Origin of the sequence: Nocardia altamirensis NBRC 108246 (assembly GCF_001612685.1) — a bacterium.
Lineage (GTDB): Bacteria > Actinomycetota > Actinomycetes > Mycobacteriales > Mycobacteriaceae > Nocardia > Nocardia altamirensis.
Map to the genome: position 1 here is coordinate 58,984 of NZ_BDAY01000013.1, position 20,598 is coordinate 79,581.

The following is a 20,598-nucleotide window of genomic DNA, read 5'->3' on the forward strand; positions in this document are numbered from 1 at the left end:
CGCGCGGTGGCGGCCCGGGGAGGTACGAAACATGATGAAGGTTCGGCTGTTCTCCCGCGCCGCGGTGGCGCTGGCTGCCGCGTGCGCGCTCGGCGGCTCGATGCTGCCCAGCTTTGCCGGTGCGGCGCCAGGGGTTTCCTTCGGCGACTGCCCGGCGGATGCGGTGGCGCCAGGGCACGGTGTGCAGTGCGCGGTCGTCGAGGTGCCGATGAACTACGCCGAACCGGACGGTGCGCGGATCGAGCTGACCGTCAGCCGGATCGCCGCGAGCGGGCAACGCCGCGGCGCGCTGTTCGCCAATCCGGGTGGGCCCGGCGCCGAGGGGCTGGACTTCTGGGGTCAGCGCACCGACGTGCTGCCTGCGGCGCTCGCCACCGACTACGACCGGATCGCGGTGCAGCCGCGCGGCCTGCGCTTCGCCACGCCACTCGACTGCATCGGCCCCGACGGCGCCCCGGTTTCGCTCGGCAACGGCAACCGCGACGTTGTCAAGAAGGCTTGCGACGCTTCGCACCCCGGCTACCTCGACACCATCACCACCGAGAACACCGCCCGCGACATGGACGAGGTGCGCGCCGCGCTCGGGCTGGATCGGATCAGCTATCTCGGCACCTCCTACGGCACCTACCTCGGTGCGGTGTACGCCTCGCTGTTCCCCGACCGGGTGGACCGAATGGTGCTGGACTCCAACGTCAATCCCGACTGGGTGTGGACCGAGGAGTTCGCTCAGCAGCAGGTGGCAGGCAAGCAGCGGCTCGACGACCTGTTCGCCTGGATCGCCGATCATCGTGCCGAATACCGCCTTGGTGACACGGCTTTGCAGGTCTATCAGAACTGGGTACGCATGGCGGTCGACCAGGGCGGCGGCTGGTACGCCAACCTGACCCCGCCGCCGGCCAGCCTCGCCGACCTGCCCGGCAGCTTGCCCGAGCCGCTCGCCGAGATCGCCCGCGACGGCTACAGCGGCGGCATCGAGCAGACCGGCAAGCTGCAGAACCTGTTGCGTGCCTTGGTCTCCGGCGGCGCCTCCGCGCAGGGTCCGCTGCTCGGCGCCACCCAGGTCGCCACCTACACCAGGACCTACTGGCCCGCCTTCGCCCGTGCGATGTCCGAGGCCGCCGCCGACCCGGCGAACGTGCAGCGCCTGCGCACCATCGAGGGCGCGACCTCGACCGGCACCACCGGCCGCTCCGTGTTCGCCGCGATCACCTGCAACGAGAACGCGATTCCCGGCAGGCTCGACGTGATCGGCTCCGCGATCGCCACCATCGCCTCCGGCGGCAACGCCATGGATGCCCGTGCCGACCTGGTCCGTTCCGGAATGGCGTGCGGCGCTTGGAAACCCGTCACCAAACCGGTCCCGATCAGCAACGCGGGCCTGCGCACCCGCCCGCTGATCCTGCAGAGCAGAAACGACGCCCTCACCAAATACGAAGGCGGACCGGCCATGGCCAAGGCTCTCAACGGTGCGCTGGTCACGGTCGCAGGCGGTGACCACGGCAACTTCGGCCGCAACAACCGCGCGGTCGACGACGCGGTCATGACCTACCTGCGCACCGGCGAGGTCACCATCACCGAGGCCCCCGAGGCATCTCTACCCACCCGCTGACGGCCGGTCGTGCGCGAAGGTCTGGTCGCCCAGACAGTTACTCGGCCGGAGTGCACCATGGGCGAATTGCGGGGATCACACTGCAGACCATGATGACGTGGACTCCACTGCACGGGCAGCCGTATCAGCCAATTCCCTACCACCCGAACCGGATTCCCGTTGCCGACGCGCTGGCCGCGTCCGCCGCGTTTCGCGCGCGGATGGACGAGCGCCGGACGGTGCGGATGTTCTCGTCCGAACCGGTGCCGGTGCAGTTGGTGCTCGATGCGGTCGCGGTGGCGAATACCGCCCCGTCGGGAGCGCATCAGCAGCCGTGGACGTTTGTTCTGGTCGAGGATCCCGCGGTGCGGGCCAAGATTCGGGAGGCGGCCGAGGAGGAGGAGCGGATCTCGTACCGCGGGCGCCTCGGCGAGGAGTGGCTGTCCGCGTTGCGCCCGCTCGGCACCGACGAGCACAAACCGCATCTGACCGACGCCCCGTACCTGCTCGTTGTCTTCCAGCAGCGCTTCGGACTTCGCGCGGACGGCACCACCTACAAGCACTACTACGGCGACGAATCGGTGGGCATCGCCGTCGGCATGCTGCTCACCTCGCTGCACATGGCAGGTCTCGCGGCCCTCACCCACACCCCGAGCCCGATGGGCTTCCTCTCGAAGGTGCTCAACCGTCCCCGTAACGAAAAGGCTTTCGCGGTAATCCCGATCGGCTATCCCGCCGACGATGCGGTGGTGCCGAATCTGGTCCGCAAAACCATGGACCAGATTCTCGTACGCATCTGACGGGCCTCACGGGACGAGGACGACCTTGCCTGTGACGGTTCCGGATTCGGCGAGCTCCATGGCGCGCGCGGCCTCGGTGAGCGGAATGCGTGCCGCCACCTGGGCGCGCAGCGTGCCTGCTGCGGCGAGGTCGAAGACCGCGCCGAGGTCCTCGATGATCCGATTGTGGAACCGCGTGGCGTTGCGCTTGCCTGCCCAGATGTTGAAGAAATGCGCGCTTCGCTTGTTGGGCAGCGCATTCCACCACAGCAGCCTGGCGAACAGGCGCAGCACCGGCAGCCGCGAATTGCCCTCGTCGTTCTTGGTCGATGCGGTGCCGTAGGACACCAGGGTGCCACCGGGCGCGAGCAGCCGGAACGAGTCGACGATGCCGGGTCCGCCGACATGGTCGAAGACGGCGTCGACGCCGTTCGGCGCGAGCGCACGGACCTGCTCCGCCACGTCGCCGCGGTAGTCGATCCAGGTCGCGCCGAGCGCCTGCACCGCCGCCGCGTTGCGGGCCGAGGCGGTGCCGATGACGTGTACGCCTGCCGCGCGGGCCAATTGGACCAGCGTCGAGCCGACGCCGCCGTTGGCGCCGTGCACCAGGATGGTCTGACCCGGCCGCACCGACGCGGTGCGGTACAGCATCTGCCACGCGGTGATCCCGTTCACCACAAAGGTTTCCGCTTCCGCCGGATCGAGTTCGCCGGGGACGCGCACCAATTCGGCGGCGTCTAGGACGACCAGGCTGCTCCAGCCGCCGGTCTTGGTCAGCGCGGCGACCCGCCTGCCGATCAGCGCCGGATCGACCTCGGCGCCGACCTCGATGACGGTGCCGACGAGGTCGTAGCCTGGCACGAACGGGAAGGCGGGCTGGTCGTAGTACTTGCCGCGGCGCATCTGCTGCTCGGCGAAGGAGACGCCGGATGCTTCGACGCGGACGAGTGCCTGGCGGGGTCCCGGTGCGGGCAGGTCGCGCCGGGTGACCTGCAGGCCGTTCGGCTCGACGCGGCCGGGCAGGACGATTTCGAGTGCGGTGTTCATGATGTTCTCTCCTGGTGTGTGACTGGTCAATCACTACTGCGGTAAAAAGAGTGCCCCGCGGACGGGGCGGTGTTCGAACTAGTGGGCGTTCGGGTGACGAATGCCCTCGGTCAGGATGGCGGCCCACGGGCCGTCGTGGTTGTCGAGGTCGAGGGTGGTGATCATGTGGCAGAGCTCGCCGTACGCGATGAAGCGCTGGACGTGCTCGTCCGCGGCTCCCGAGCGTTCCTTGGCGAACGTGGTCACCCGCCCCATCCCACGCCGGACCGCCTCGGCGATCTCGGGGATATCGCAGACCGACCGCGCATGCACCTGCAGCATCAGCAGTTTCTTGTCGGCGATGAGTTCCGCATAGGCGCCGCCCATTTCGTACAGGATCTGCTCGGGACTGCCGCCTGTGGCGCGCGCCGCGCCTGCCGACATCGCTCGCTCGACCAATTCGGTGCACCGATCGAGCGCGGCGACGAACAGTGCCACTTTGCCGGGGAACAACTTGAAGACGTACGCGGGGGAGATTTCCGCCCGCGCGGCCACGTTGTTGATCGGCGTGCCGTGGTATCCGCTCTTGGCGAACTCGGTGATGGCCGCGTCCACCACGGCGTCGCGCCGGACGTCCGATGTGGAAAGGGTGGCACCTCGTTTGCTCATGTGAGTGACTGTACACTCACTCTTTCGAAAGCGTCAACACCTATCGCTTAGAGCGCAGGTCAAGGCCGGTTTTCGGGCTACCGGGCCGGTGGCGACTCGGCCCAGTCGGGTGCGTCGGCGACCAGTTGTTCGGGGGCGGTCAACCGCCATGCCTCGAAGACGAGTTCCGCTAGTTCGTCGGCCTCGATGCCGGCGAGCTGGACCACGACCCAGCCGAAACCGCCCGCGGTGAACTGGATCTCGAAGACGTCGGGCCGCTCGGCGACCAGCGCCTGCTGTTCGGAGAGGGTTTGCTTCAGGCCGACGGTCTGGGTGCGTGGCCAGTAGTAGCCGAACGGCCTGCCGTTGACCTTGAACGTGGTGTATTTCCCGCCCGGTATGGATTGGGCGTCGGCGAGCGTGCCGACGATCCGGAAGAGCTCGTCACTGTCCACTGCCATCTCGGTCCCTACGGTCTTGTCCGTCAACGCTCCCGTAATCGTGACAGAGTCGGCACCCGGCCGACGACGAGACCGATCCGGCAGCACACCTCGCCGCATGCTGCCGGGTTCTCGGGCATTGCAGACCGCGTTCAGCCCTGTGCGGCAGGCTCCGGCAGTGTCTCGCCGGTCTCCAGCAGGGTCTTGAGGTTCGCGAGGATGCTCGGCCAGCCTTCGGTGATGCTGGTCAGCAGTGTGCTGCCCGGCCCGAAGCCGTCGTGCACGACGGTCAGCTTGACGACCTCGCCCGTCTGCTCCAGCTCGAAGCTCACCTTGGAGCGTGGTTCGCTCGCCCAGCGAGCGACATCGTCCTTGTCCATCTCGAAGGTCTCGGCAAACGCCTGATCGAAGGTATGCCAGGTGTAGGCGAGCCTGGTGTACGGATTCGCTTCCAGGACAACCTGTTCGGCGTCCTTGCTGGTCCAATCCCGCTGATGCCAGACCATTTCGGCGCCGGGCTGCCAGTCGGTGTCGAAGGAGGCGCCCCAGTAGCGGTCGGTGAAGGCCGGGTCGGTGAGTGCCTGCCACAGCTTTTCCGGCGTGGTCTTGATGTAGGTCGTGTAGACGAAGGTGTTGTCACTCATCGGGTTTCCCTCCAGTGCTTTCTTGAGATCGGCCAGCGCATGCACGCGGGCCCTGTCGTAGCGGGTGATCCAGCGCTCGGTGATGGCGTTGATGGGCTCGGCATTGAGGTAGTGCAGCTTTTCGCGGCCGCTGCGGCGGGTGGTGATCAGGTTGGCCGCCTCGAGCACGGCGAGATGCTTGCTGACCGACTGGCGTGCCATCTCCAGTCCGGCGCACAGCTCGCGCAAGGTCTGCCCGTTGCGGGCGTTGAGGCTGTCGAGCAGCCGCCGACGGTTGGGATCGGCCAGTGCCTTGAAGACCTCGTCCATGCCACCTTCCTGATTTATGCAGCCTATCGGCTGCATGTCCGAGAATAGGCAGCCGAACGGGTGCATGTCAAGGGCGGCGGAAAAGGGCATTGTGACGGCAGTATGTAGTAGATATGCTACGGGTGATCGAATTCTCACAACGGGAGGATGAGAATGACCGTGGGCACCGGCGTCGCGCTCGACGTCGACAAACTGCGGATGCGATACGGGACCACCGACGTCTTGCACGACGTGACCTTCCAAGCGCATCACGGCGAAGTTCTGGTGCTGCTCGGCCCGAACGGGGCGGGCAAGACCACCACCATCGAGATCCTGGAGGGCTTCCGCATGCGCTCGGCGGGGCGGGTCGAGGTGCTCGGCGTCGACCCGGCGCATGGCGACGAGGCCTGGCGCGCACGCATCGGGGTCGTGCTGCAATCGTGGCGCGACCACGGCAAGTGGCGGGTGCGGGAACTGCTCGAATACCTGGGCGCCTTCTACGCGTCCTACAGCACCGATCGAATCCAACGGCCTTGGGACACCGACGAACTCATCGCGGCGGTCGGACTGACCGAGAAGGCGAACAGCAAGCTCAGGGATCTGTCCGGCGGGCAGCGCCGCAGGATGGACGTGGCGATCGGCATCGTCGGCCGCCCCGAGGTGCTCTTCCTCGACGAGCCGACCGCAGGCTTCGATCCGAAGGCGCGGCGCGAGTTCCACGATCTCGTGCACCGGCTGGCCGATCAGCAGACCACCATCTTGCTCACCACCCACGACCTGGACGAGGCCGAGAAACTCGCCGACCGGATCCTGATCCTGGCGGGTGGCCGGATCATCGCCGACGGGTCGGCCGACGAATTGTCCCGCCGGATCGCGGGTGAGGCCGAGGTGAGCTGGACCAACGACGGACAACGCTTCGTGCACGCGACGACCGAATCGACGAAGTTCGTCCACGAACTGTTCAAGCAGCACGGCGACGCGATCGGCGACCTGGAGGTGCGCCGCGCCTCGCTGGAGGACACCTACATGACCCTGGTGCGCCGGTTCGAATCCGGTCAGATCGAGTCCGAGGTACACACGCTCGAGGAGGTAGGGCGATGAACCCGATCGCCATCGCGGTTCGGCAGGGCTGGACGCGCGGCACGATCGAGCTGCGCCAAACGCTCACCAACGGGCAAGACCTGTTCGGGTTGCTGTTCTGGCCCGTTGCCATGCTGGTTGTGCTGTTCTTCCTGCGGAACGCGACATTCCAGTCGAGCGGCTTGTTGCTCGGCTCGCTGGCGCTGCCGAGCGTGCTCGGCATGCTGGTCGCGGTCAACGGGATGATCGGCATGGGTCAGCAGCTCAGCCTGGATCGCGAAGACGGAACACTGTTGCGGGCCAAGGCAACCCCGAACGGCATGGTCGGCTACCTGATCGGCAAGATCGTCCTGGTGGCCGGGCAGGTGATCGTTCCTGGCGCCATCATCCTGATCCCCGGCGGGTTCCTGGTCGACGGCTTGGACCTCGACAGCGTCGGGTCGTGGCTGACGTTGCTGTGGGTGCTGGTGCTCGGACTGCTTGCCACCTTGCCGCTCGGCGCGGTCTTCGGATCGTTGTTCTCCAATCCGCGTAACTTCGCCCTCATGACCTTCCCGATCATGGGCTTGATCGCGGTGTCGGGCATCTTCTATCCGATCACCTCGATGCCGGGCTGGCTGCAAGGTGCGGCCCAGGTGTTCCCGGTGTACTGGCTCGGGCTCGGCATGCGCTCGGCGCTGTTGCCGGACGCGGCGGTGGCGGTCGAGCTCGAGCATTCCTGGCGGACGATGGAAACCCTGGGGGTGCTCGGCTTCTGGGCGGTCTTCGGGTTGCTCGTCGCACCGGTGGTACTGCGTAGGATGGCACGTCGCGAGTCCGGGTCGAGCGTGGCAGAACGCCGCGAGAAAGCGATGCAGCGTGCCTACTGAGGTCATCTACAACCGCATCGCGATGCTGCGCGCCGAGCGCGGCATCTCGCGGCGCGAGTTGGCCGAGGCCCTCGGGGTGCACTACCAGACGATCGGCTACCTGGAACGCGGCGAATACAGCCCGAGCCTGCACCTGGCACTGCGGATCGCCGCATATTTCGAGGTGACAGTGGAGGTCATCTTCTCGACCAACCCCTTCCCCCGCCTCGGCTCCCACGCCGAACCAGCCTGACCCGCAAGGTAATCCGGACCCAGCGCTGGCAGCGCACCAATAGCGGTGATGGCCGCCGCGGTGATTCGCGGCGGCCATCTGTCCTGAGAACGCTCTCGGCTACGACTTGTCGCCGCGCATGAGCGCGTAGGTGGAGACCGCCTCGCCCTTCTCCTCGCTCGCGGCAACGGCCTTGCGCCAGAACGTCTGTGCGGTGTGCGAGAAGGTGGCGTCGACGCCGACCTCCTCGCTGGCGTCGATGATGTGCTGCGCGCCGGCGTCCATCATCTTCAGGCTCGCCACCGTCGCCCAGCCGCCCGCCTTGTTGGCGGCGGAGAACTCCGCCATGAAGTAGGGGTATGCGGCGCTGGAGCGGACGGCGAACGGAAGGAACCGATCGATGTCGTGGCCCGACTTCTCGATCATCGCGGTGGCCTGGTCGAAGGCGAGCAGCCACGGGTGGAAGATCGTGAGCAGGGCCTGGTAGTAGATCTGTGCCAGGCCGTCGTCGGCGCCGAGGTACTCCTGCGGGCTCAGCGGACGCAGCAGCTCGGCGTGTGCGTCGAAGACCTCGCGCGGCCCGCTGTAGAAGATGTACGACGCGGGATGGGTGATGTTGTCACCGGCCGACATGACGCCGCCGGAAAGGAATTCCGCACCGTGCGCGCGGACCCATTCGCCGCCCTTGCGTGCCTTCTCCGGAGAATCCGAGGACAGGTTGGCGATCACCTTGCCGTCGAGGTGATCGACCGCGGGGCCGAGCACGTCGTACATGGCGGCGTAGTGGGTGAGGCTGAGCACCGTGACGTCGTTGGCGGCCAGTGCGTCGGCGACGGTGGCCGCCCGCTCGGCGCCGAGTTCGACCATCGCGTCGACCTTGTCGGTGCTGCGGTTCCACACGGTCACCTCGACGCCTGCCGCCAGGAAGGCCTTGACCATCGACTGACCCATCGGGCCGAGGCCGACGACGGAGACGGAACGGCGGGTGGTCTGTTCGGACATTGTGTGCCCCTTCGGTTCTGGATCGGTGAGTGGGTTTCGATCCGGTTCGGATCGTCTCGGCGCCGGAATCCATAGTCGTTCTCGCAGGTAGAGTCGGGAAGACCGCACGTTCAGGTGTGGTTGCTTACCTCGAGGTTCGAAATATCGTCAGAAGGGTTTGGGTAGGCATGAGCAGTGACGCAGATCACGACGTGTGCGGCATGTCCATGGCGATCGATGTCGTCGGCGGCAAGTGGAAGCTGCACCTGATGTGGGCGCTGAGCGCCAGCCCGCAACGCTTCGGTGAGATCCGCCGCCTGCTGACCGGGGTCAGCGAGAAGGTGCTTTCGGAGAACCTGCGCCAGCTCGAGGCCAGCGGGGTCGTGCACCGCGAGATCTACCCGGAGATCCCGCCCCGCGTCGAATACTCCCTCACCCCGCTCGGCGAGGAACTCGCCGTCGCCCTGAAGCCGCTGGAGGATTGGGGCGACAAGCATCGCGACGAACTCCTCGGAAAGACCCTCGCGTCGGTGGGCTAGCGCCTGCCAGTCCCGGTGGCCTGCACGACAGTTGGCCGGTCGCGCTGCGGGAAGTGGTTGTGCACAGTACTTTTCATCGCAGGTGGCGCGCGGCTATTCGGGCGCCGAGATCCTCGAGCAACGGTCCCGCGTGCGCGATCGAGCGGGCCGGGTCCGGTTCGAGGTCGCTGAGGGCGTAGCAGGCGGTGAAGCCTGCTGCCTCGATCTCGTCGGCACTGAGAAGCGTGCGCCCGACCGCGGCGACGACCGGGACGTCCGCCTTGCGTGCGGCATCGCAGACACCGATCGGAGCCTTGCCGTGCAAGCTTTGCCGATCCAGGGAACCCTCGCCGGTGACAACGAGATCGGCGTCCGCCAGCAGCGTGGGGAAGTCGAGCAGCTCCAGGATCACCGCGATGCCGCTGCGCACGCGCGCGCCGAGTATCGCGAGCGCGCCGAAGCCGGTGCCGCCTGCGGCGCCCGCGCCGGGCCTGTTGGCGAAGTCCGGACCTGCGAGCCGCGCCCAGTTCGCCAGTGCCGCTTCGAGAATGCCGAGATCGGTTGGGCTTGCGCCCTTTTGCGGTGCGTAGACCGCGACGGCACCGGTGGGCCCGAGTAGCGGGTTGTCGACATCGCAGGCCAGGGTGAACGTGGTGTCCGCGATTCGGGGGTGCAGCTGCGAGCGGTCCAACCGTGCCGCGTCGGCCAAAGCCGCTCCGCCCGTGGCCAATGTGTGACCCTCGGCATTCAGAATGCGCGCGCCGAGCGCTTGCGCCATCCCTGCCCCGCCGTCGGTGGACGCGCTGCCGCCGAGTCCGACCACGATGTCGGTGACGCCGCGATCGAGAGCATCGGCGATCACGACGCCGAGTCCGAAGGTGCTCGCGCCGAGGGGGTCTCGGTGTCCTTCCGGCAGCTTCTCCAGTCCGACAACTGCAGCCAGTTCGATCACCGCCGTCGTGCCGTGCACCGCGTAGGACGTCTCGCCGGGTGTTCCGGTCGGACCCGGCGCGGTCACCGTGACTCTGCGCCAGCCTGCGGCGACGAACGCGTCGACCGTCCCGTCACCACCGTCGGCCACCGGCACCTGCCTGATCGCGGTCTCCGGCGCGACCCGGGCAATGCCCGCGGCGAGGGCCGCCGTCACCTCCGGCGCCGTCAGTGACCCCTTGAACTTGTCGGTGGCCAGCACTACCCGGCGAACGGCATCGCGCGTCATCCCCACATTCTCGGCCGCTGCTCGATCGGTCGCACACCGGCCACGCCGCTTAGCACCCGTGATAGGCCGCTGACCAGCAACAACAAGAAAAGAGAGCAGTGCTCTTGACTTTGCCGTCGCCGAAGTGGAACACTAATCACAACAGAGAGCAGTGCTCACTAAGAGGAGTTAGTCATGGACCACAGCACCCGCTACATCGGCCCGGCCGGCCTGGATCCGATCGTGAACCGGATCGCCAACATGGTGCCCAAACTCGGGATCAGCGTCATGGGCTCGCGGCTGCTCGCGGTGCGTGGGCGCAAGAGCGGCGAGTGGCGGACCACGATGGTCAACCTGATGGTGCGCGAGGACGGCGCCCGCTTCCTGGTCGCCCCGCGCGGCCACACTCAGTGGGTGCGCAATCTGCGCGTCGCGGGCGGCGGTGAACTGCGACTCGGCCGCAAGGCGGAGGAATTCACCGCCACCGAGATCGCCGACGCCGACAAGGTCCCGCTGCTGCGGCTGTACCTGCAGAAGTGGGGCTGGGAGGTCGGCAAGTTCTTCGAGGGCGTGACCAAGGACGCCACCGACGCGGAATTGGCCGCCATCGCACCGGGATTCCCGGTTTTTCAGGTCAATTGAGCGGCTTCGGGCGTGGCACGGACGTTCGCGCCTGCCGTATCAGGAAGTGCGGACCAAGAATTCGACCGCGGCCGAATACCCCTGAATCCCCATCCCGGCGATCACCGCGGTCGCGATCGGCGAGATATACGAGTGATGCCGGAACTCCTCACGCGCGTGCACATTGCTGATATGCACCTCGACAATGGGGAGTTCCGGGATCACCAGCGCGTCCCGCAGCGCCACCGACGTGTGGGTTAGCGCGCCGGGATTGATCACGATGCCCGCCTCGGCACCGCGTGCCCGATGGATGCGGTCGATCAGCGCGCCTTCGGAATTGGATTGGAAGGCGACGATCTCGCGGCCGTAGCGGTGCGCGGTCTGCCTGCAGAGCTCGACGACGTCGTCGAGCGTCGTCGACCCGTATACCTCCGGCTGGCGCGTGCCGAGCATGTTCAGGTTCGGGCCGTTGAGGACCAGAATCGGACCGTGTGCGGACATGCCAGCAACAGTAGTCGCACCGAGCCGCGGGACCTGTGTCCTAAAGCCCCTGCGGACCTTCCGAACGCAGGTCGTCCACCTTGCGCATGGCGCCGCGTAGTTCCTCCAGCCAGGCTTCCGCGTGCTTGCCCGCCAGCTTCACCGTCCAGGCCAGCGCGTCGGCGCGGGAGCGGGCCACGCCCGAGTCGACCAGAGTGTCGAGCACCTGGCGTTCCGGCTGGCGCAGCCTGGTCATGACCGGAACCGCGAGGTGGGTGAACATGATCCGCTCGCCGTCCACCGAGACGCCCCACGCGACGCTGCGTCCGTAGCGGTGCTGCGCCTCGTCGGCGATCTGCATCCGGGCCGGGCGGGTCGACTCGCGGAAGCGCGAGATGGCGCCGTCCTTGGTAGCCTGCGGAACGCTCTCGGCGGGCGTCTCCGCGTCGACCTTCGCGTCCGGATCGGCGGTGGTCTTCTCGGGCTGCGGTATCGGCAGCTCGCCGATGACCACGATCTCGTCGCGATCGATCTCGATGACCGGCGTGCCCGTGAACCAGTTGTCGGGCAACCTGCCCGCGAACCAGTCTGCCGCGTCCGAGGGATCCGGGAGGTCGGCCTGCTGCCAGCCGCCGGATCGACCGAAACCCCGTCCTCGATGTGTGTGCCTCATGAGGGGTTCACCTACTTACCGTGAAGTGTTGCTTACATTGATTACAAGATTACTTCGCATCGGCTCGGAATGGTTCCGCTCTGTGCGAACGTAGTTAGCCGGTGATTCACAGGCACGATTCACGGTTGGTTGAAGGTGCATGTGGGTACTCATTGATCCGAAACGCCGAGTAAGGCAGTAAGTGCACAACTTTGCGTGGGTCCCGGTACGGTAGCGGCGCCGGTTCGTCGCCGTAGCAGTGGACAACGATCATGATCGCTCCCCAGCGATGGGAGATTTCGGGCACAATTGAGATGCTGAGCATGGGTAACGTCCCTGCGGCGGAGGCACCGCAGACAGGTCTTTTTCAGGTACGGTGGTCTTGTTACTGGAGTGACAAGAGTGAAGAGTGGGCGACATGGATGTGTGGGGATCCCGCCGCTTTCGCGTCCGCGGCGCTATGGCACTCGCGGGGGTGGCGGCGCTTGCGATCGCGATGGGATCGTGCGGGATACACGAGAGCAAGAATGAGGCCGAGGCTGTCGTCGAGCGCTTCACCGAACTGCTTGACAAGCAGGACTACACGAAGGCGTCCGAGCTGACGTCGTACCCCTCTGCGGCTTCAGCAACGCTGAAGCAAATGTTCGCGGGTCTGCAGCCGGGCAAGGTCGACTACCGCAAGACCCAGTTCATCGGCCTCGACTCCGACGCGGCCATCTTCAGCATGGACGCCGACTGGACCTTCGGTGACCGGAAGAACTGGAACTACAGCCTCCAAGGCAACGTGCGCAAGCTCGCCATCGGCTGGCGGATCTCCTGGGATCCGGCCATCGTCATGCCGCAGCTCGACCACAACCGCACCGTCCGCCTGGTGCGGACCCAGCCGTCACCCGCCCCGCGGGTCAACGACATCGCGGGCCAGCCGCTGATGACCGAGCAGACCATCAACGTGATCAAGCTCGACCCCTCGAAGATGCCGGACCCCGTCGGCTCCACCAACGCGCTGGCCAAGGCCATCGAGCCGGTCGCGCCGCTGATCACCGGACCGTCGCTGATGCAGCAGGTCGCGACCTCGCAGGGCAAGCCGGTCATCGCAGTGAACCTGCGTCAGTCCGACTTCGAGCTGCTGGAAAGGGACATGGCGCCGATCCAAGGCGTGGTCATGGAGAAGCAGCCGCGGCTGATCTCCGCCGACCGCAGGGTCTGGTCGCCCATGCTGGACGCGCTGCGCAAGGTGCAGCAGGAAAGCCAGGACCAGCACGCGGGCTGGGGTGTGCAGATGTTCGAGCAGGACGGGCGGTTCGTCAGCCAGCTTGCGGGCGAGCAGGGTCCACCGGGCCCCGACATCGCGGGCACCATGGATCAGCGCCTGCAGCGCGCCGCCGAGGACGCGGTCGTCAGCTCGGCGACGCCGTCCTCGATCGTGGCGATTCAGCCGTCCAGCGGCGCGGTCGTCGCGGTCGCACAGAACAGCCAGGCCAGTGAGCACGGACCGGTGGCGTTCACCGGTCTCTATCCGGTCGGCGGCAATATCGAGCTGTTCCGCGCCATCGCGGCCGTCAACAAGAACAAGGCGCCGCACGACGTTTCGGTGCAGGAGGCGGCCGAGGCCGCGACCGCGCTCGGCGTCGGCATCGACTTCAAGGTTCCCGGACTGGACGAGGTGACCGGGCGGCTTGCCGTGGCGGGTCGCGGCGCCGAGCAGGTCCGGCAGGGCGGCGGGTCGGATGCGGTGCTGGCCAGCCCCTTCGGGATGGCGATCGCCGCCGCCGCGATCGCGCGCGGCGAGGTGCCGCCGCCATTGATCGAAGTCGCCAGGCCGAGCACAACGGACGCGCAGCTTGCGCCGCTCTCGCCCGCGATCAGCGATCGGCTGCACGGCATGCTGCGCGACGCGACCAACGCTCCGGAGTTCGCGAGCCTGCGGATGTACCGCGACGTCACCGGGTTCAGCGCGACCGCGGGCCGGGACGGCTGGCTGATCGCGATCATGGGTGACCTCGCCTTCGCCGTCCACATCAACGACGTGGACAGCGGCGACGCCACCGCGCGGATGGCGGCGCGGATGCTGCAGTCGCTGGCGACGCCGGAGCCGACCGGCCAGCCGTAAGTCGGTGCCTGGCGTCTAGTTCAACGCCTTGATCGCCGCCCGCCAGCCGAGCAGGAACAGCGCGAGCACGGCGCCCGCGACCAGGATGAAGCTGGCTGCCGTGCCCTGACCGCTGACGACGCGCAACAGCATGCCGCCGCAGAGCGTGCCGAGCCAGACCAGAATTCCGGTGGGCCACAAGGCGGTTCCGTCGAAGCGCGCGTCCCGCCCGGCATCGCCGAACACCCGGCTCGCCGCGGCCACCGCGACCAGCCAGCCGATCGCGAGGCCGATGGCGAACGGCCATAGCGTGTGCAGGAGTCCGGTGAGCACCGATTCGTCGTGGCTGCGCCTGCCGATCGCACAGAACAGGATCACCAGCAGCGCATCGACAACCAACGGCACCAGTTTCTTCACGCGGCCAGAGTAATTGGCCGCGTGGCCGCGGCGTGGTTCGCGGCCCCTTAGTCTCGCGTGTCAGCTGTCGAGACTCGCGCCTGCGGCGCATGCGCTTCGACAGCTGACACGCGAGACGGCCGCGAACGGGTCGCTCGTAAGACTCGCTCCGTGGTGGCTGGATGGGGATCCGGGTGCGGTTGTGGGCACGCGGCCTAAAACCTGCGCTGGGAGAATTCCTTTTCGAACTCGGCGTCGTCGGCCTGCGGTGTGCGGAACAGGAACAGGAAGACGATCCAGCCGACGATCGCCACCAGGATGAAGCTCACCAGCCGGTAGACGAACGCCGCGGCGACTGCCTGCGCGGCGGGCAGCCCGGCGGCCGCGGTGAGGCTGTAGATGAGTGTCGCGTCGACATAGACGATCCCGCCCGGTGCGAACGGGATCGAACCGACGGCCTTGCCGATCGCGAAGGCGAGCAGCAGCCCGGCCAGTCGTGGCTCCGCGCCGACCGCGTAGCAGGCCGCACCGAGGCAGGCGACGTCGGCGAACCGATGCACCAGTGCCCACACCGCGACCCAGGCGCCGTCGCGCTTGCCGAGGTCCACCGACTCCAGCTGTGCGAGCACGTCACCGATCTTGTTGGCGCCCTGGTCCGCCGGGCGCTTGCGCAGCCGGTTGACCAGGCCGAGCGCCTTGCGCAACAGCGCCTCGAGCGAGCCGGGATTGCGCGAGACGTAGTTGCCCGCCCACACCAGCGCGATCACCCCGACCACCGACAGGATCAGCTTGAACGGCCCGATGCTCCCGCCCGACAGCAAGGTGCCGCTGACGCCGAGCAGCGCAAGCCCGACCGCGGCGACCACGCCGGAGAACACCAGCTGCCAGGAGGCGACGATCGGGCTCGCGCCGAAGCGCCTGGTCTGCCGATAGGTGAAGGCGGTGGAAAACACCTGGCCCGCAGGCAAACTGACGGACATGGCGGTGGCGCCGTAGACCACGGCGACGGATTTGCGCTGGTTCACCTCGACGCCGCCCGCGTGCAGCAGTTGTTTCTGCACCCGCCCGAATCCGCTCATCGACAATGCCTGCAGCCAAATGCAGGCGGCGACCCACCCCCAATGAATGTCGCTGAGTTTGCGCCACGATTCGTGTAGTCGTGGCCAGAGATAGATCCCCTCGCCGATCAGCAATGCCAGCAGGGCGGCCCCTAGCAGCCATTTCACCCACCAGAATTTGCCACGGCGGGGTTCGGCCGTTGGCGGCGGCGGTTCCCCTGCCAGTTCCCCGTTGGCCGTCACCCGGTCAGCCTAACGAACGCACCGTTTCGGCGTCTGGAACGTCGAGCGCGTCGACGCGGTCTCGCGGCCAGGCCAGCAAAGTTTTTCGGCGCCGTCCGCGCAGCTGTACCTCGTCGCCGGTTTCCCACTTGTCCTGCTCGCTTTCCTCGGCGAAATACAGCGCGCTCCCCGAGGCCAAAGTACGGCCGGGTTGATCTTTGGCGAGCTCGGTCAGCCTGGATGCCTCATTGACCGGATCCCCGATCACCGTGTATTCGAAACGATTTGCCGCACCGATATTTCCGGCGACGGCAAGACCCGCCGAGACGCCGATGCCGATATCGAGACCTGGCACTTCTCTGAGTACCTCGCGCAGTTCGCGGGCGGCGGCCAACGCGGCGGTCGGCGCGTCGGGGCGGTCGAGCGGTGCGCCGAAGATGGCCAGCGCCGCGTCGCCGACGAACTTGTTGACGAAGCCGTTGTGCCGGTCGATGACGTCGACGACGATCCGGAAGAACTCGTTGAGCAGGCTCACCACCTCGGTGGGTGGGCGCTCGGCGGCCGTCGCGGTGGAACCGACCATGTCGACGAACAGCACCGCGACGAACCGGGTTTCGCCGCCGAGTTCGGTGCCGTAGTCGAGGGCGCGCTGCGCGACCTCCTCGCCGACGTGCTGACCGAACAGCTCCTGCAGCTGGCGCCGCTTGGCGGCCTCTTCCATCATCCGGTTGAAGCCGACCTGCAGCAGGCCGATCTCGCTGCCGTCGAACACCTCGACCTGGACGTCGCGCGCGCCCTCCTGCACCCGGTCGATGGCCTGGCTGAGCTGGCGCACCGGGTCGGAGATGCTGGATCCGGTCAGCATGGACAGCGCCAGCGCCTGCAGGATCACCACGCCGCAGAGCAGCAGGATCGAGATGGCCAGCGATTGGGCGGAGAACTTCACCTCGGACGAGATCTGGGTGATGCAGAGCAGCACGATGGCGATGGTGGGGGCGAAAGTGCCCATGCCCCAGGTCATCGCCATCCTGGTGCCGACGCCGGGCGTCAGAGTGTGATCGAAGGTGCCCGCGGTCAGTGCCTCGGCGGCGACCGGGCGCAGGATGCGTTCGCCGAGCATGTAGGTGAAGCCGAACACAATGGTCGCGGCCATGCACTCGGTGACGATCACCGCGCCCGCCAGCTTGGGTTCGTCGGCGATGATCAAGGCCGCGAGGATGGCGCCGCCGATCATCCACAGCGCCAGATGCAGGATCGCCTGGCGCAGCGGAGCATGCAGCGCGGCCATCTGCTCCTGGCGGCTCGGCGGCCCGCCGCGCATCTGCCAGCGCATCACCGGGCGCAGCATCAAGGCCGACGCGCCGACGCTGAGCAGGCCGCCGGTCACGAAGACCAGCGCAGGGACCACCAGGCCGGTGCCTCTGGCGCCGTGCTCGGCGCCCTCGGGGACGGGCAGCCCGTACTGGATGAACGCCCACACCAGCACCGCGCCGAAGGCATTGGCCAACAGCATCGAGGCCAGGTACAGCGGCCAGCGCGTTCGCATGGTCTGTTTGACCGCTTCCAAGGGCGCTGACACAACCAACAATCTAGCGTTTCGGTCATGTGAGCATGTTCTCGGCGCAGATGAGCGGGTTAGGCTCAGCCAGGTGACGGACCCTAAGCCAAGCTCATCGCGGAAAGCCTCCCTGACGCGGCCCGCCGCGGACTCGGTGCACCCGATCGTCCGAGTGTCGGCGGAGTGGGGCTGGCGGCTGCTGATCCTGTTCGCGGTGGCGCTCGCGCTCGCCGCGATCGTGCAGAAGCTGGCGACCGTGATCATTCCGATGGCCATCGCGTTGCTCGCGGCCGCGTTGCTCGCGCCGCTGGTCGACTGGCTGCAGCGGCTCGGGGTGCCGCGGTCGGTGGGGGTGTTCGTCGCGCTGATCGGCTCGCTCGGGCTGGTCGCGGGGGTGATGACCTTTGTGGTCGAGCAGTTCGTCGCGGGCGTGCCGCAGCTGTCGAACGAGTTCACCAACAGCATTCACAAGATTCAGGATTGGCTGATCACCGGCCCGCCGCACCTGAGCAACGAGCAGATCGGCAACGTGGGTGACCAGATCGTCAAGACGATCCAGTCCAATCAGGACCGGCTCACCAGCGGCGCGCTGACCACGGCAACGGTGATCTTCGAGCTGTTGACCGGCATCTTCCTGACGTTGTTCATCCTCATCTTCTTCCTCTACGGCGGCTACCAGATCTGGCACTTCGTCACCAGGATCGTGCCGACCCCGCAGCGGGAACGGGTGCGCACGGCCGGACAGCTCGGCTTCGGGACGCTGGTCGGGTTCGTGCGGGCGACCGTGGTCGTCGCGGCGGTGGACGCCATCGGCATCGGCGCCGGGCTCGGCATTCTCGGTGTCCCGCTGGCACTTCCGCTGGCCTCGCTGGTGTTCCTCGGCGCGTTCATCCCGATCATCGGCGCATTCGTCGCCGGGTTCGTCGCGGTGTTCATCGCGTTGGTGACCAAGGGCCTGATCACCTCGCTGATCGTGCTCGGCATCATCATCGCGGTCATGCAGCTGGAAGGGCATGTGCTGCAACCGCTGCTGCTCGGGCGGGCGGTGAGCATCCATCCGCTCGCGGTGGTGCTGGCGATCACGGCCGGTGTTGTGCTCGGCGGGATCGCGGGTGGTCTGCTCGCGGTGCCGTTCGTCGCGGTGATGAACACGGCCATTCGATCGCTGCTCGCGGAAAGCCCGGAGGAGTTGTTCGAGGAACTACAGACCGGCGAGAGCGAGGTCGAGCCGGACGAACCCGATCCTGGACGCTTCGATGTGCCGACGACGCTGGCGAAGGCCGCGGCCGAGACGCCGGAGGGGCGGGCGGCCGAGCCGGGATCCGATGACGGCGTCCTGAAGGACTGAGTTCGATGCAGGCACGCAAGGCTGAGCCGCGTCCCTCCGATGTGGCGACCACGCCGCTGTGGCGGGCCGTGCAGGCGTTGCGGCTGGTGACGCTGCTCTACGCGGTCGGGCAGCAGTTCGCGTCCGCGCCGTACTACCAGAACCAGCGGTTGAGCTGGGTGCTGATCGCGTTGATGGCGGTGTGGTCCGGCGCGTCGGCAATCATGTTGTCGCAGTGGCGGGTTCCCGACGTGCGGCGGTTGCGGGCCTGGGTGGTATTCGGTGACCACGTCGTTGTCATCGCGCTGATGGCCGCGACCAGGCTGGTCGCCGACTACGACTGGTATCACGGGCATCAGACGCTGCCGACCACGCTGTGGGCCGCGAACGCGGTGATCGGGGCGGCGATCCTGCTCGGGCCGGTCGCGGGGGTGTGCTCGGGTGGGTTGATCGCGGCGGTGGCGCTGACCGTGCGGGATCAGTGGGGGCAGGACGTGTGGACCGATGCGACCGTTCCGGTGCTCGTCTCCGTCGGCCTCGCGCTCGGGTTGGCCGCGAGCACCGCGCGGCGGGCACAGGATCAACTCGAACGTGCGGTGCGCCTGACCGCAGCCGCCGAAGAGCGGGAACGACTTTCCCGCGAGGTGCACGACGGGGTGCTGCAGGTGCTCAGCTACATCAAGCGGCGTGGCACCGAGATCGGCGGTCCGACCGAGGAATTGGCGCAGCGAGCCGCCGAACAGGAAGTGGCGCTGCGGGTTCTGCTCTCCGAGCAGGGCGATCGTGGCGATTCCGGCGGGGCCGAGGTCGATCTGCGGCCGTTGCTGACCGTGCATGCGAAGCCGACGGTGTTCGTCTCGACGCCGGGCAGTCCGGTGCTGGTCGGGCGCTGGGCCGGGTCGGAGATCGCCGCTGCGGTGGCGACGGCGCTGTCGAATGTCGAGCTGCATGCCGGGCCCGACGCGAAAGCCTATGTGCTGCTGGAGGACACCGGGGACGAGCTGGTGATCAGCGTGCGCGACGACGGGGTGGGGATACCGGCAGGCCGGCTTGCGGAGGCGGAAGCCGAAGGGCGGCTCGGCGTTTCCCGGTCGATTGTCGGGCGGATCGGGTCGCTCGGCGGCACCGCGGATCTGCTGACCGAGGTCGACGGCGGGGTCGGCTTCGGCACCGAGTGGGAATTCCGGGTACCACGACCATGACAGAGCAAGGAGGTGCACTGTGGCCGATGATGCGGTGGCTCAATCCATTTCCGTGATGGTGGTGGACGATCACCCGATGTGGCGGGACGGGGTCTCTCGCGATCTCGCCGAGGCGGGCTTCGACGTGGTCGCCACCGCCGACGGGGTCGGCGCGGCGGGCAGACGGGCCGCTGCGGTGCGGCCCGCGGTGGTGCTGATGGACATGCAACTGCCCGACGGCAACGGCGCGCAGGCGACCGCCGAGGTCCTGCGGGTTTCCCCGGCGAGCCGGGTGCTCGTGCTGTCCGCGTCGGCAGAACGCGAGGACGTGCTCGACGCGATCAAGGCCGGTGCCTCGGGATACCTGGTGAAGAGCGCGTCGGTGCTGGAACTCATCGAGGCGGTGCGGGCGACCGCGGCCGGGCAGCCGGTGTTCACACCGGGGCTGGCTGGGCTGGTGCTCGGCGAGTACCGGCGGATGGCGACGGCGCCCGTCGCGCCCGACGAGCCGCACCGACCCGCGCTCACCGACCGGGAGACCGAGGTGCTGCGGATGGTGGCGAAAGGGTTGTCCGCCAAGCAGATCGCGTCGCGGCTCGGGTTGAGCCATCGGACCGTGGAGAACCACGTCCAGGCGACGTTGCGCAAGCTGCAGCTCGCCAACCGGGTCGAGCTCACCCGGTGGGCGATCGAGCAGGGCCTCGAGTAGCGGGTGACCACCGCTGGTCGTATAGCGGAATCGGG

22 protein-coding genes are annotated in these 20,598 nt (G+C 67.5%); 11 read left to right on the forward strand and 11 right to left on the reverse strand.

Features of this window, described 5'->3' with window-relative positions:
- Positions 1-31: 31 nt before the first annotated feature.
- Both NA11_RS09260 and NA11_RS09265 read left to right on the forward strand, forming a co-directional pair.
- Complete coding sequence (locus tag NA11_RS09260) at positions 32-1,609, forward strand: alpha/beta hydrolase (RefSeq protein ID WP_069161389.1); 1,578 nt, start codon at positions 32-34, stop codon at positions 1,607-1,609.
- An 89-nt stretch (positions 1,610-1,698) separates the two neighbouring features.
- A complete protein-coding gene (locus tag NA11_RS09265; RefSeq protein WP_069161390.1) occupies positions 1,699-2,388 on the forward strand; it encodes a nitroreductase family protein in 690 nt (229 codons plus the stop codon).
- A 6-nt stretch (positions 2,389-2,394) separates the two neighbouring features.
- Here the strand turns inward: NA11_RS09265 and NA11_RS09270 are convergent, their stop codons facing one another.
- The 4 genes from NA11_RS09270 to NA11_RS09285 all read right to left on the reverse strand — a co-directional run bounded on the left by NA11_RS09270 (position 2,395) and on the right by NA11_RS09285 (position 5,434).
- Positions 2,395-3,414, reverse strand: coding sequence for a medium chain dehydrogenase/reductase family protein (locus NA11_RS09270; protein ID WP_069161391.1), 1,020 nt, complete (start codon positions 3,412-3,414; stop codon positions 2,395-2,397).
- A gap of 78 nt (positions 3,415-3,492) precedes the next feature.
- Entirely contained in the window at positions 3,493-4,062 is a 570-nt protein-coding gene (locus NA11_RS09275) for a TetR/AcrR family transcriptional regulator (RefSeq protein WP_069161392.1), read from the reverse strand.
- 77 nt (positions 4,063-4,139) lie between these two features.
- Positions 4,140-4,502, reverse strand: coding sequence for an MmcQ/YjbR family DNA-binding protein (locus NA11_RS09280; protein WP_069161393.1), 363 nt, complete (start codon positions 4,500-4,502; stop codon positions 4,140-4,142).
- Positions 4,503-4,633: 131 nt separating this feature from the next.
- Positions 4,634-5,434 carry an ArsR/SmtB family transcription factor gene (locus NA11_RS09285; protein ID WP_069161394.1) on the reverse strand — a complete coding sequence of 267 codons (801 nt, stop codon included), beginning with the start codon at positions 5,432-5,434 and terminating at the stop codon, positions 4,634-4,636.
- 153 nt (positions 5,435-5,587) lie between these two features.
- Between NA11_RS09285 and NA11_RS09290 the strand changes: the two genes are divergently transcribed.
- The 3 genes from NA11_RS09290 to NA11_RS09300 are packed head-to-tail and all read left to right on the forward strand — an operon-like array spanning position 5,588 to position 7,594.
- Positions 5,588-6,514 (forward strand): ABC transporter ATP-binding protein, encoded by a 927-nt coding sequence (locus tag NA11_RS09290; RefSeq protein WP_069161395.1) that lies wholly within the window; start codon positions 5,588-5,590, stop codon positions 6,512-6,514.
- Positions 6,511-7,362 carry an ABC transporter permease gene (locus NA11_RS09295; RefSeq protein ID WP_069161396.1) on the forward strand — a complete coding sequence of 284 codons (852 nt, stop codon included), beginning with the start codon at positions 6,511-6,513 and terminating at the stop codon, positions 7,360-7,362. Before NA11_RS09290 ends, NA11_RS09295 begins: the two co-directional genes overlap by 4 nt.
- The gene (locus NA11_RS09300) at positions 7,352-7,594 is read left to right on the forward strand and encodes a helix-turn-helix transcriptional regulator (protein WP_174567674.1); all 243 of its coding nucleotides are present in this window, start codon (positions 7,352-7,354) and stop codon (positions 7,592-7,594) included. Before NA11_RS09295 ends, NA11_RS09300 begins: the two co-directional genes overlap by 11 nt.
- Before the next feature lie 99 nt (positions 7,595-7,693).
- Here the strand turns inward: NA11_RS09300 and NA11_RS09305 are convergent, their stop codons facing one another.
- On the reverse strand, positions 7,694-8,575 hold the full coding sequence (locus tag NA11_RS09305) for an NAD(P)-dependent oxidoreductase (protein WP_069161397.1): 882 nt from the start codon (positions 8,573-8,575) through the stop codon (positions 7,694-7,696).
- Positions 8,576-8,742: 167 nt separating this feature from the next.
- Between NA11_RS09305 and NA11_RS09310 the strand changes: the two genes are divergently transcribed.
- On the forward strand, positions 8,743-9,093 hold the full coding sequence (locus tag NA11_RS09310) for a winged helix-turn-helix transcriptional regulator (RefSeq protein WP_069161398.1): 351 nt from the start codon (positions 8,743-8,745) through the stop codon (positions 9,091-9,093).
- A gap of 73 nt (positions 9,094-9,166) precedes the next feature.
- Here NA11_RS09310 and NA11_RS09315 read toward each other — a convergent pair whose 3' ends face one another.
- Entirely contained in the window at positions 9,167-10,291 is a 1,125-nt protein-coding gene (locus NA11_RS09315; protein ID WP_069161399.1) for a glycerate kinase, read from the reverse strand.
- Positions 10,292-10,465: 174 nt separating this feature from the next.
- Between NA11_RS09315 and NA11_RS09320 the strand changes: the two genes are divergently transcribed.
- Positions 10,466-10,912, forward strand: a complete 447-nt coding sequence (locus tag NA11_RS09320) for a nitroreductase/quinone reductase family protein (RefSeq protein ID WP_069161400.1) — start codon at positions 10,466-10,468, stop codon at positions 10,910-10,912.
- 39 nt (positions 10,913-10,951) lie between these two features.
- On the opposite strand, the gene aroQ is transcribed toward NA11_RS09320, so the two are convergent.
- The gene (aroQ, locus tag NA11_RS09325) at positions 10,952-11,392 is read right to left on the reverse strand and encodes a type II 3-dehydroquinate dehydratase (RefSeq protein WP_069161401.1); all 441 of its coding nucleotides are present in this window, start codon (positions 11,390-11,392) and stop codon (positions 10,952-10,954) included.
- 40 nt (positions 11,393-11,432) lie between these two features.
- Positions 11,433-12,044: an ATP-binding transcription factor AbmR gene (gene abmR / locus NA11_RS09330; protein WP_069161402.1), complete on the reverse strand. Its 612-nt coding sequence runs from the start codon at positions 12,042-12,044 to the stop codon at positions 11,433-11,435.
- Between the two features lie 397 nt (positions 12,045-12,441).
- Between abmR and NA11_RS09335 the strand changes: the two genes are divergently transcribed.
- Entirely contained in the window at positions 12,442-14,133 is a 1,692-nt protein-coding gene (locus NA11_RS09335; protein WP_245745794.1) for an NTF2-like N-terminal transpeptidase domain-containing protein, read from the forward strand.
- Between the two features lie 15 nt (positions 14,134-14,148).
- Here NA11_RS09335 and NA11_RS09340 read toward each other — a convergent pair whose 3' ends face one another.
- From NA11_RS09340 to NA11_RS09350, 3 genes are all read right to left on the reverse strand, one after another.
- Positions 14,149-14,529 (reverse strand): DUF3054 domain-containing protein, encoded by a 381-nt coding sequence (locus NA11_RS09340; RefSeq protein WP_069161404.1) that lies wholly within the window; start codon positions 14,527-14,529, stop codon positions 14,149-14,151.
- Positions 14,530-14,723: 194 nt separating this feature from the next.
- Complete coding sequence (locus tag NA11_RS09345) at positions 14,724-15,809, reverse strand: lysylphosphatidylglycerol synthase transmembrane domain-containing protein (protein ID WP_069161405.1); 1,086 nt, start codon at positions 15,807-15,809, stop codon at positions 14,724-14,726.
- Positions 15,810-15,813: 4 nt separating this feature from the next.
- On the reverse strand, positions 15,814-17,334 hold the full coding sequence (locus tag NA11_RS09350; protein WP_174567676.1) for an adenylate/guanylate cyclase domain-containing protein: 1,521 nt from the start codon (positions 17,332-17,334) through the stop codon (positions 15,814-15,816).
- 103 nt (positions 17,335-17,437) lie between these two features.
- Between NA11_RS09350 and NA11_RS09355 the strand changes: the two genes are divergently transcribed.
- Genes NA11_RS09355 through NA11_RS09365 form a run of 3 tightly spaced genes read left to right on the forward strand, consistent with a single transcriptional unit; the run spans position 17,438 to position 20,563 of the window.
- Complete coding sequence (locus NA11_RS09355; protein WP_069161406.1) at positions 17,438-18,694, forward strand: AI-2E family transporter; 1,257 nt, start codon at positions 17,438-17,440, stop codon at positions 18,692-18,694.
- A gap of 5 nt (positions 18,695-18,699) precedes the next feature.
- Positions 18,700-19,875 (forward strand): MacS family sensor histidine kinase, encoded by a 1,176-nt coding sequence (gene macS, locus NA11_RS09360; protein ID WP_069161407.1) that lies wholly within the window; start codon positions 18,700-18,702, stop codon positions 19,873-19,875.
- Positions 19,876-19,930: 55 nt separating this feature from the next.
- The gene (locus tag NA11_RS09365) at positions 19,931-20,563 is read left to right on the forward strand and encodes a response regulator (protein ID WP_069161408.1); all 633 of its coding nucleotides are present in this window, start codon (positions 19,931-19,933) and stop codon (positions 20,561-20,563) included.
- Positions 20,564-20,598: the final 35 nt, after the last annotated feature.